Raw genomic sequence first — 10,364 nt, forward strand, 5'->3', positions numbered from 1 at the left:
AGAACGTCGCGTGGACCCTGGTCGTGGTCGCCGGATGAGCGCGCGGACCGTCGACGTCGCCGTGGTCGGCGCCGGAGCCATGGGAGCGGCCACCGCCTGGCACCTCGCGCGGGCAGGTCGCGAGGTCGCGGTGTTCGAACAATTCGAGGCCGGCCATGTTCGCGGCGCATCGCACGGGGCCTCGCGCAACTTCAACGTCGCGTACACCGAGCCCGAGTATCTCGCCTGGCTCCGCGACGCACGGACGCTGTGGCGCGAGCTGGAGGCAGAGTCGGATACCGCGCTCCTGGAGACGACCGGTATCGTCACGCACGGGCGCGGGCGGGATCTCGCCGCCGCGGGCGCCGTCATCTCGGAGGGCGGTTTCGAGGCGGAACTGCTCGACGCCTCCTCCGCCGAGGCACGGTGGCCGGGCTTCCGTTTCGATGGACCGGTGCTGCACAACCCCGGTGCAGGCCGCCTGGATGCCGACGCCTCGGTCAGAGCGTTCCTGAGCGGAGCCGTGGCATCCGGCGCCGATGTCGCGTGGCGTGCGGCGGTCGCCGATGTCGAGGTCCACGGTGACGACGACGTTCGCTTCACGGTGACGGATGCGGACGGGCGCCATCGGGTTCACGCGCGACGACTCGTGTGCACGGCGGGCGCATGGACCGCGAAGACGCTCGCCGGAGTGAAGGGCGTGACCCTCCCCGCGTTGCGGGTGACGCAGGAACAGCCGGCGCACTTCCGGCCCCTCGATCCGTCGGCCTCCTGGCCCGGGTTCAACCACCAGCCCGCCGCCGACGATCCCCGGACGGCGTGGTTCGCCGCCCCGGTGTACGGCATGCTGACGCCGGGGGAGGGGGTCAAGGCTGGCTGGCACGCCGCCGGACCCGAAATCGATCCCGACCGCCGCAGCTACGTTCCCGACCCTGCGCTGACCGCTGCGCTCGTCCGGTACGCGCGGGAGTGGCTCCCCGGGGTGGATGCCTCGACGTTCAACGAGATCACCTGCACCTACACGTCGACCGTCGACGCCCGCTTCGTGCTCGAGCGTACGGGGCCCGTGGTCGTGGGCGCCGGTTTCTCGGGACACGGCTTCAAGTTCACGCCCGTCATCGGGCGGATTCTCGCTGCACTCGCCCGGAATTGAAGGGACGGGCGAAGTCCCCGCCACGTGCGCGAATTGTCAGCGCGTCGCCAGGACGGCGCGCACCGCATCCCTGCTCCGGGAGAGGCAGGCGATCTTGTCCTCGATCGCCGCGAGTTCGTCGCTGAGGATCCCGACGAACTCGCGGTCGCAGTCCGCCGTCCACCGGCCTGTTCCGTCCTCAGTGGACAGGACGAGCTCGACCAGTCGGGTTGTCAGCCCCGACCGGATGAGGCTGCCGATCGTCTTCGCGCGCTCGACGGACTCGTCCGTGTAGGTGCGATAGCCGTTGGACTCCCGCTCCGGTCGCAGCAGGCCTTGCGCTTCGTAGTACCGCAGCATCCGCGTGGAAACGCCGGTGCGACGTGAGAGCTCGCCGATCTTCACGGGGCCTCCACCATCCGACTTGACCTTGACATTGATGTCAAGGTCTACCGTCCGACTATGACACGATTCTGGCCACCCCTGCTAGCCCTGAGCGCGGCGACGTTCGCCACCGTCACCGCGGAGATGCTGCCCGCGGGGGTCATCCGTCAGCTCGGCTCCGGACTGGCGGTCGGCGACAGCGCGGCCGGCCTGCTGGTCACCGCCTGGGCTTTGACGATCGCCGTCACCAGCATCCCGTTGGTCCGGGCGACGTTGCGATGGCGTCGGAAACGACTCGTGCTTGCGTGCCTCGCCGTCGTGTCCCTTGCGAACCTCGCCACCGGGCTCGCGCCCGTGTATGCGGCTGCGCTCGTCACCCGGATCGTCGCAGCGGCGGCGCATGGCGTGTTCTGGGCGGTGGTCGTCGCTTACGCTGCCGCGCTGGTGGATCCGGAGCGGGTCGGCCGTGCCGTTTCCGTCGTCCTCGCGGGGCCGGCCCTTGCCGGGCTGGTCGGCCTTCCGGCAGGCAGTGCCGTGGCGAACGTGCTCGGCTGGCGCGTGGCCTTCGTCGTGACCGCGGCGGTGTGCGTCGCGTCCGCGGCGCTGATCGCCGTCGTCCTGCCGGACGTGACCACGGGCACCGACACGGGCGCGGGCGCAGGCGCAGGCGCGCGACGTGGCGGCTGGGATCGGACCGCTCGGCCTGTCCTCGTGACGGCGATCGGCGGGGCGCTCGCCCTGGTGGGCTACTACGCGACGTTCACCTTCATCGTCCCGCTCAGCATGCTGGCCGGCTTCTCGTCGGGGAGTGTTCCGGGACTCCTGGCTGCGGCGGGTGCCGGAGGGCTCGTGGGGGTGGTCGTCGCCGGCCGCGCTGCGGACCGTTGGCCCGGGGGAGCTTTGATCGTCACGACGGCGGCGCTCGCCGCCGCGATCGCCGGGCTCGCGATCCACGACGAGCCGGCGCTGTTCGTGGTCGATGCGGTGCTCTGGGGCGCTCTCATCGGCGTGCTTCCGGTGGTTCTCCAGGCTCGCGTACTGCGGTTGTCGTCCGACGCATTCCGGCCGATCGCGGGGAGCGTGCTGGTCACGGCGCTCAATCTCGGCATCGGACTCGGTGCGGCCCTGGGGAGTCTGACCACGCGGCTCGGGCTGTCGACGTGGCTTCCGTCGATCGCCGGGTCGGTGACCATCGCCGCCCTGGTTCCGCTGGTGATCGCGTCCGGCCTGGCGCGGCGCGTCGGCGTCCGGCCGCCGCATTCCGCGGAGGCGGTCTGCGCGAGCGAGCCCTGAGGCTCGTCGGGCGCGGTTTCACTGGGCACTTGCGCAATTAGACAGACCAGTCTAAAGTTGCCTTTAGACAGATCGGTACAAACGAAAAGGACGATCTCATGGAAACCCAGAACTCATGGTCGCTCGCAGGAAAGACGGCACTCGTCACCGGAGCGACCTCCGGCCTCGGGCGGGCCGCTGCCTTCCAGCTCGCCGCTCAGGGCGCGAGCGTCGTCGTGCACGGCCGCAATGTCGACCGCGGCGTGCAGGTCGTGGAAGAGATCGAGCTGGCCGGAGGTCGAGCGCGATTCGTGGCGGCCGACCTCTCCGACACCGGCCAGGCTCTGCAGCTGGCGGAGGACGCGGGTGCGGTCGACATCCTGGTCAACAACGCCGGGCTCGCGTGGTTCGGGCCGAGCGACCAGCTCTCGGCCCAGACGCTGGGCGACCTGTTCACCGGGAACGTGGAGTCGGCCTACCTGCTGACCTCCCGGTTGGCCGCTGCCATGGCCGATCGCGGCGACGGGGCGATCGTGAGCGTCTCCAGCATGGCCGCCAACGTGGGCCTCGCCGGCGGCGCGGCCTACAGCGCGACCAAGGCCGCGCTGTCCGCACTCACACGTGCCTGGGCCGCTGAGTTCAGCCCGCGCGGAGTGCGGGTCAACGCGGTCGCTCCCGGCCCTGTGGCGACCCCTGGCGCGAAGGGGGACACCGTGGCGCTCGGCGAGACGACCATCATGGGGCGCCCGGGAACCGACCAGGAGATCGCCGACGCCATCGGGTTCCTCGCCTCCCCGGCGGCGAGCTACATCACCGGCGTCACCCTGGCGGTCGACGGCGGTCGCGCGGCCATCTGACCGAGCGTCGTGCGCCGAAAGGTACAGTGATCAGGATGACCGATTCCCCTTCCAAGAAGCAGTCGGCGCGTGAACGGCTGCTGCGGGCGAGCGACGAGCTCTTCTACAACGAGGGCATCCACACCGTGGGGATCGACCGGGTGCTCGAGAAGGCGCAGGTCGCCAAGGGATCGCTCTACTACAACTTCGAGGGTGGGAAGGACGAGCTCGTCTCCGCCTATCTCGCCGGTCGCCACGCCGCCTGGGAGAAGACGATCGACGACGGTATCGAGGCGGCCGGGCCGGACCCCCGCGATCGGCTGCTCTCGATCTTCGATTCCCTCGGAACCCTCGTCGCCAAGCCCGACTACCGCGGATGCGCGTTCGTGAACGCGGTGGCCGAAGCCGAGCCGGGCGGCGTAGAAGAGGCGGCGAGTGAGAAGTTCCGCGAGTGGCTCCACGGACTCATCGGCGGACTCGTCGCCGAGATCGGCGTCGGCGATCCGACCTGGACGACCCAGCAACTGGTGATCCTCTACGACGGTGCGACCACGACCGCTCAGATGGACAGACAGGCCTCGGCCGCCTCGGCCGCACGACGCATGGCGGAACTGGTCATCGACTCGTCACGGTGACGCGTCGCAGGGGACCCTTCACTTTTCGCAACATCCCGTCGTCCGGCCCGCCCCTGCCGCCGTCAGTGCAGCGCGGCCCGCAGCGCCGTCGCAGCGCCGACCAGCTCCCTGGTGTACTCCTCGCGCGGGGAGGTGAAGAGCTCGTCGGGCCGCCCCTCCTCCACGATGCGCCCGTGCTTGAGCACGATGATCCGGTCCGCGAGTGAGCGGACGACCGCGAGGTCGTGGCTGATGAAGAGGTACGCCACACCGGTTCGATCCCGGAGGTCGGCCAGCAGATCGAGGATCTGCGCCTGGACCGAGACATCCAATGCCGACGTGACTTCGTCGCACACCACGAGCGGCACGGGTCCTGCGAATGCCCGCGCGATGGCCACGCGCTGCTTCTGGCCGCCCGACAGCTCTCTGGGGAGCTTGTCGAGTACGTCGCCGGTCAGGCCGACCGCGTCGGCGAGCGTCCCGGGCGCCCAGTCGCCGCCGAGCAGGCGGATGGACCGGGTCAGGACCTGGCGGACCGTGCGGCGGGGATTGAGCGAGGCGTCCGGGTTCTGGAACACGACCTGTACCGGGATGCGTCCCGCCGGACCGTTCAGTTCGCGGGTGCCGCCGTGCGAGGTGAGTCCGGCGGCGATGCGGCCGAGCGTCGACTTCCCGCTTCCCGACTCGCCGACGACGCCGACCGTCTCGCCCGCGGCGACAGTCAGGGAGACTCCGTCGAGCGCGCGCTTGCGGCCGAAGTCCTTCGTGACCGACCGGAGGTCCAGCAGCGTCGTCGACTCCGCCCGTTCCCGTCCCGGCCGGCCGTCGAGGGAGGGGAGCGCCGCCACGAGCTCACGGGAGTACGGGTGGGTCGGCCGCGTCAGCAGCCGGCGCGCCTCGGCGCGCTCCACCACTGTCCCCTGACGCAGCACGGCCACGCGATCGCAGTGCGTCGCCACCAGCGGCAGGTTGTGGCTGATGAGCAGCGTCGCGAACCTGCGCTCCCTCCTGAGCCGTTCGATGAGGTCGAGGATGCCGGCCTCCACCTTGCTGTCGAGGCCGGTGGTCGGCTCGTCGAGGATCAGCAGTCGCGGATCGGTGGCGAGTGCCATGGCGATGACCGCGCGCTGCTGCTGGCCCCCGGACAGCTCGTGCGGATAGCGGCGCAGGATGGCGTCCGGTTCGGGGAGGTCGACGCTCGCCGCCGCGGCGACGGCGGCAGCCCAGGCGTCCGAGCGGGATGCGCCCGCGATGCGGTACACCTCGGCGAGCTGGGCTCCGATGCTGGAGGTGGGGTTCAGCGCGAGCCCCGGCTCCTGGTAGACGACCCCGACGGATCCGGCGCGGTAGCGGCGAAGGCCGGTGGAGTCGAGTGACGGCACGTCGTGGCCGTCGACGATGAGCCGGTCGGCTGAGATGCGGGCATTGGCGGGCAGGTACCGGGTGAGGGCCAGCGCGATGGTGCTCTTCCCCGAGCCCGATTCGCCGACGAGCCCGTACGACTCGCCCGCGTGGATCGTCAGGTCGACGTCGGAGACCACCCGCCGTCGCGCGCCGCCGATCCGGTAGTCGACGGCCAGGGTCTTCACGTCGACGATGGGGTCGCTCATCGGTCGAGCACCTCCTTGAGATTGTCGGCGATGAGGTGCACGGCCACCACCAGGGACGCGATCGCGGCGGCAGGGAACAGCACGGTCCAGCCTGCGCTCTGCAGATACGCGCGGTTGTCGCTGATCGCGAGACCCCAGTCCGGCGATGGCGGGGCTGACGCCAGGCCGAGGAACGACAGCGACGACGAGATGAAGATCGCCGCGGCGAGGCTGAGGGTGGCCTGGATGAGGATTGTCGGGAAGATGTTCGGCAGCAGCTCGCGGAACAGGATGCGCACCGTGGACTCCCGCTGCAGTTTCGCGGTCGTGACGTACTGCTTTCCCATCTCGGTCAGCACCGCGGCGCGGATGATCCGCGCGATGCCCGGAGCGAAGACGAGACCGACGGTGAGGATCAGCGTCGGCACGCTCGCGCCGAACGCTCCGACGATCACGAGGATGAAGATGAGTGTCGGCAGTGCCAGGAAGACGTCGAACACGCGCATGAGCGCCGTGTCGACCCAGCCGCGGTGGTAGCCGGCGATGAGTCCGAGGGTGCTTCCGAGCACGGTCGCCAGGATCGTCCCTGCCGGGCCGATCGCCAGAGCGGGCTCGGCTCCGGCGAGGACGCGAGCGAACACGTCGCGGCCGATGCCGTCCGTGCCGAACCAGTGTGCCGGCGACGGGGGTGCGAGGTGCTGCCCGGTGTCCGCGAACGGGTGCAGACCGAACCAGCGCCAGCCGACGGCGGCCACGATCCAGAACAGCACGACGAGTGCGCTGAGCACGAAGGTCGGACGCCGCAGCAGTTCGAGGACGGCTCGGCGCCGCGGTGCGGACCGGGAACGCGCGGGTTCGGCCCGGGTGGGCTCGGCGAACGGGGGCCGCGGCTGTTCCTGCGTACCGGTCAGGCCGATGTCGTCGATCGCCATCTCAGTCCTTCGCATCGAAGCGGATCCGCGGGTCGACGAGCGCGAAGACCACGTCCGTCAGCAGGAGTGCCAGCAGGGAGACGACTCCGGTGACCATCACTCCGGCCTCCAGCAGCACGATGTCCTTCTTCTGGGTCGCGGTGACGAGCAGTGCGCCGAGCCCCGGATAGCCGAACAGGGACTCGACGATGGCGCTGCCGCCGAGCAGGGTGCCCAGGTAGATGCCGAGGAGGGAGATCGTGGGGATCAGCGCGTTGCGGGCGACGTGCGATCGCACCACCTGCGACGGGGTGAGGCCTTTGAGCACCGCCGTACGGTGGTACTGCGACGTCAGCGTCTCGAGGGTTCCGGTACGGACCATCCGCACCAGAACAGCCAGATACCCGAGCGCCAGCGTGATCGCCGGCAGGGTCATGGCCCTCAGATGAAGCAGCGGGTCCGCGGAGGTCGCGTCCGCGGCCGAGCTGACCGGCACCCAGCCGAGCCCCACCGCGAAGACGATCAGGAAGACGATGCCGATCACGAACTCGGGCACGGCGGACAGCGACATCAGCACCACGGTGATGAACCGATCGGTGCGTCTGCCCTCCCGGTACGCCTGCACCGCACCGAGGGCGATCGCCACCGGCACGACGATCACGAACGCGTACAGGCCGAGCAGCAGCGAGTTGCCGAGGCGGCCGAGGATGAGCTCGGAGGCGGGCTGGGCGTAGATGAGGCTGACGCCCCAGTCGCCCGTGACGAATCCGCCGAGCCAGTGCAGGTATCGTTCGACGATGCTGCCGTCGAGACCGTGCTCGGCGTTCCACGCGGCGACCTGCGTCGCCGTGGCGTACGGGCCGAGGGCATTCCTCCCCGGGTCGCCGGGAACGACCTGGACGAGCCAGAACACCAGCATAGAGACCACGAGCAGCACCAGCGGGATCTGCACGAGCCGCCTGCCCGCGAGGCGGGTGAGCGCGAGGTGGCGCGGCGCGAGGGCACGCAGCCCCCGCCTGCGCGACGGATCGGCATCGCGCAGGCGGGGGCTGGTGGTCGTCACGAGTCGTCTCCTGGTGGGATTCGTGCTGGTGGGATTCGGTGCGGGTGGGATCGCGGCGGGTCAGCCGGTGATCGTGATGCCCTTGAAGGAGTAGCCGGTGTAGAAGTCCAGCGCTCCGGGGAACTGGCCGTGCACCCGCTTGTTCTGCAAGACCTTGGCCTTAGCGAACGTGGGGACGATCACGGCGAGGTCTTTCCACTGGGTCGCGGCGATCTCGTTGACGAGCTTCTGGCGCTCGGTCTTGTCCGTCGCCTTGTCGTAGGCCGCCGAGGTCGCCTCCAGCTCCGGGTTGGAGTAGTGCGACGCGTTCCACGCCGCTCCGGAGGTGAAGATGAGCGAGATGTACTGAGACGGAGCGCGCACCGCCCAGTTGGTGATCGTCAGCGGCGCGCTCAGCCACGGCGAGTCCGCGCCGTCGGCGTAGTACTGCTCGCTCGTGAGCACCTTGAGGCCGACCTTGAAGCCCTTCACCGCGTTGAGCTGCTGCTGCAGCACCTCGCCGTAGAGCTTGTTGTCGGTGGTGATGTCGAACGAGACCGTCTTGCCGCCGAGGAGCTCTGCCACCTTGGCGGTGTCCTTCTGGCGCTGGTCCAGGCCCTGCGGCTGGAGCGGGTAATCCGGGAAGTAGGTCGTGTCGTTCGCCACGACGGCGTTGCCGCCGTAGACGTTCTTCACCAGGCCCGGCCGGTCGATCGCCCAGGCGACGGCCTGGCGCACCTTCGGGTCGTCGAACGGCGCCGCGGTGACATTGAGGAAGATGCCGTCGAACTTGTTGTAGCCGGAGCTGACCTCGTTGTAGTCGGAGGCCTTCACCGCCGCGGCGACCTCGCTCGACTGGTCGATGCGGTCGATCTCGCCGGCCTGGAACGCGAGCAGCTCGGCCTGGGTGTCGGCGTAGACCTTGAGCTCGACGCCGGAGAGCTTGATGTCCTTGGCGTCCCAGTACTTGGGGTTCTTCGAGAACGTCGCGCCCTGCCCTGGAGTGAACTTGTCCAGGACGAACTGGCCGGCGCCGACCGGGTGCTTGAGCCAGCCGCCCGGGGTGTAGCCGGCCGGCAGGATCGCGGTGTTCGCGCCCGTCAGCAGACGGGGGAAGTCGGAGAACGGGCGGGCCAGCGTGAAGACGACGCTCTCGTCGTCGGTGCCCACCGCCACGGACGAGAGGATGCCGTCGAACGAGCTCTTGCCCGGCGATTTGCTGTCCTTGGCGGTGATGGCGTCGAAGGTGGCGACGACGTCCTTCGCGGTGACGGGCGTGCCGTCGTTGAAGTCGGCGCCCTTCCGCAGCGCGACGGTCCAGGTGAGGCCGTCCGCCGACGGCTTCCAGGAGGTGGCCAGCCGCGGCACGAGGTCACCCTTCGCGTCGAGGCTGATCAGGCCCTCGGACGCGAGGCCGGTCAGGAGCATGGCGTTGTAGTCGGCCGCGGTGAGCGGGTCGATGTCGCCGCCCGGGTCGGTGATCGGAATGCGGTACACGCCGCCGGCAGCGCTCGACGATGTCGGTGCCGCGGCGCCCGAGGTCGCGCAGCCGGCGAGGAGCAGGGCGGCGGAGGCGAGAGCGGCGGCGAGTGCGGCCGCACGTCGTCGGTGGGACGTTCTGATGGTCATTCGGGTCTCCTGGCTGTGAGCGGTGGCGTGGTGCGGGTGGTGCGGTCAGCGGGGTTCGCCGTCGACGGTCAGGTCGAGGCGTTCGGTGTAGAAGGCGACGCGGCCGGCGATCGCGTCGACGTCCTGCTTCGGGTCGCCGTAGGACCACGCGACATCGTCGAGCGATCCGTCGGCGAGGCTCCAGTACTGCGTGGTGTGCCCCTTGTACGGGCACGAGCTCTCGGTGCTGCTCGTTGTCAGCACCGAGAAGTCCACGTTCTGCGGCGGGAAGTAGTAGCGGGGGAGGAGCCCGGTCTCGTAGACGATGACGGTCTCGTCGCTGTCGGCGAGGACGACCCCGTCGCGCGAGACGGTGACGCGTCGGCTGCTGGGCAGCGCATCCACCCGGCTGAACTGGTCGCGCGGATGCGTGAACACCGGCTGGTCCTCCTCCAGCCAGCGGTCGAGCACCCCGGGGAACCAGCTGACGCCGAGGAAGCCCCCCAGCTCGGGGACGTCCCAGCTCCACGCCGCGTGCCGGATGAGCCGGTCGCCGATCCGCAGGTCGTACCACTGTGCCGGAGCGCGACGCGGACGGTAGTAGCCGAGGTCGCCCTCGGGCGCGTCGGTCTCCTCGAGGAGGTCGGTGCGGACGTCGGCGAGCGGGAACCCGTACTCGGGAACCTTGTGCCGGGGCTCCCACACGAGGAGCTGACGTCGGCTGTCGACGACGGCGACATCGCCCGCGAAGCCGCGGACCCAGCGCTCGCTGGGCTGGAAGCTCCACGTCTCCGGATAGGCCGGGAAGCGCTGCACGAGGTTCTCGGTCACGGGAGGGAGCCAGGTCTGATCGGTGGACATGCGTGGAACCTTCGCCTGGCTCACGTCGAGCGCGCCACCTCCGCCGAAACACAACGACATCTCCGACACATCGCGAAACAGAGGCTCACACGCTCGGGAGCGCCGTGGCTAGATTGGCCGCCTTCACGAGAAACGG

The 10,364-nt window shown here is 69.8% G+C and carries 10 protein-coding genes; 4 read left to right on the plus strand and 6 right to left on the minus strand.

Annotation, left to right across the window (positions count from 1 at the left end; all coding sequences use genetic code 11):
* Positions 1–34 precede the first annotated feature (34 nt).
* Positions 35–1,132, plus strand: a complete 1,098-nt coding sequence (locus JNB50_RS10805; RefSeq protein ID WP_208040142.1) for an FAD-dependent oxidoreductase — start codon at positions 35–37, stop codon at positions 1,130–1,132.
* Positions 1,133–1,168: 36 nt separating this feature from the next.
* Here the strand turns inward: JNB50_RS10805 and JNB50_RS10810 are convergent, their stop codons facing one another.
* Positions 1,169–1,516: a MerR family transcriptional regulator gene (locus tag JNB50_RS10810; protein ID WP_208040143.1), complete on the minus strand. Its 348-nt coding sequence runs from the start codon at positions 1,514–1,516 to the stop codon at positions 1,169–1,171.
* A gap of 57 nt (positions 1,517–1,573) precedes the next feature.
* Between JNB50_RS10810 and JNB50_RS10815 the strand changes: the two genes are divergently transcribed.
* From JNB50_RS10815 to JNB50_RS10825, 3 genes are all read left to right on the plus strand, one after another.
* The gene (locus JNB50_RS10815; protein ID WP_208040144.1) at positions 1,574–2,788 is read left to right on the plus strand and encodes an MFS transporter; all 1,215 of its coding nucleotides are present in this window, start codon (positions 1,574–1,576) and stop codon (positions 2,786–2,788) included.
* A gap of 98 nt (positions 2,789–2,886) precedes the next feature.
* Complete coding sequence (locus JNB50_RS10820; RefSeq protein ID WP_208040145.1) at positions 2,887–3,624, plus strand: SDR family NAD(P)-dependent oxidoreductase; 738 nt, start codon at positions 2,887–2,889, stop codon at positions 3,622–3,624.
* 35 nt (positions 3,625–3,659) lie between these two features.
* Positions 3,660–4,238: a TetR/AcrR family transcriptional regulator gene (locus JNB50_RS10825; protein ID WP_208040146.1), complete on the plus strand. Its 579-nt coding sequence runs from the start codon at positions 3,660–3,662 to the stop codon at positions 4,236–4,238.
* A gap of 62 nt (positions 4,239–4,300) precedes the next feature.
* On the opposite strand, the gene JNB50_RS10830 is transcribed toward JNB50_RS10825, so the two are convergent.
* The 5 genes from JNB50_RS10830 to JNB50_RS10850 are packed head-to-tail and all read right to left on the minus strand — an operon-like array spanning position 4,301 to position 10,228.
* Positions 4,301–5,827, minus strand: coding sequence for an ABC transporter ATP-binding protein (locus tag JNB50_RS10830; protein WP_208040147.1), 1,527 nt, complete (start codon positions 5,825–5,827; stop codon positions 4,301–4,303).
* Entirely contained in the window at positions 5,824–6,738 is a 915-nt protein-coding gene (locus JNB50_RS10835; RefSeq protein WP_208040148.1) for an ABC transporter permease, read from the minus strand. The genes JNB50_RS10830 and JNB50_RS10835 overlap by 4 nt, the downstream gene beginning before the upstream one ends.
* 1 nt (position 6,739) lies before the next feature.
* The gene (locus tag JNB50_RS10840; protein ID WP_307794691.1) at positions 6,740–7,780 is read right to left on the minus strand and encodes an ABC transporter permease; all 1,041 of its coding nucleotides are present in this window, start codon (positions 7,778–7,780) and stop codon (positions 6,740–6,742) included.
* 60 nt (positions 7,781–7,840) lie between these two features.
* Entirely contained in the window at positions 7,841–9,388 is a 1,548-nt protein-coding gene (locus JNB50_RS10845) for an ABC transporter substrate-binding protein (protein ID WP_208040149.1), read from the minus strand.
* Positions 9,389–9,433: 45 nt separating this feature from the next.
* Positions 9,434–10,228, minus strand: coding sequence for a DUF427 domain-containing protein (locus tag JNB50_RS10850; RefSeq protein WP_208040150.1), 795 nt, complete (start codon positions 10,226–10,228; stop codon positions 9,434–9,436).
* Positions 10,229–10,364: the final 136 nt, after the last annotated feature.

Source organism: Leifsonia sp. TF02-11, assembly GCF_017565305.1.
In the GTDB taxonomy this organism is placed as follows: Bacteria; Actinomycetota; Actinomycetes; order Actinomycetales; family Microbacteriaceae; genus Leifsonia.

Bases quoted from the DNA above. Each gene is read 5' to 3' on its own strand.
- JNB50_RS10805 (WP_208040142.1), top strand. From the start codon at position 35: ATGAGCGCGCGGACCGTCGACGTCGCCGTGGTCGGCGCCGGAGCCATG.
- JNB50_RS10815 (WP_208040144.1), top strand. From the start codon at position 1,574: ATGACACGATTCTGGCCACCCCTGCTAGCCCTGAGCGCGGCGACGTTC.
- JNB50_RS10820 (WP_208040145.1), top strand. From the start codon at position 2,887: ATGGAAACCCAGAACTCATGGTCGCTCGCAGGAAAGACGGCACTCGTC.
- JNB50_RS10825 (WP_208040146.1), top strand. From the start codon at position 3,660: ATGACCGATTCCCCTTCCAAGAAGCAGTCGGCGCGTGAACGGCTGCTG.
- JNB50_RS10830 (WP_208040147.1), bottom strand. From the start codon at position 5,827: ATGAGCGACCCCATCGTCGACGTGAAGACCCTGGCCGTCGACTACCGG.
- JNB50_RS10835 (WP_208040148.1), bottom strand. From the start codon at position 6,738: ATGGCGATCGACGACATCGGCCTGACCGGTACGCAGGAACAGCCGCGG.
- JNB50_RS10845 (WP_208040149.1), bottom strand. From the start codon at position 9,388: ATGACCATCAGAACGTCCCACCGACGACGTGCGGCCGCACTCGCCGCC.
- JNB50_RS10850 (WP_208040150.1), bottom strand. From the start codon at position 10,228: ATGTCCACCGATCAGACCTGGCTCCCTCCCGTGACCGAGAACCTCGTG.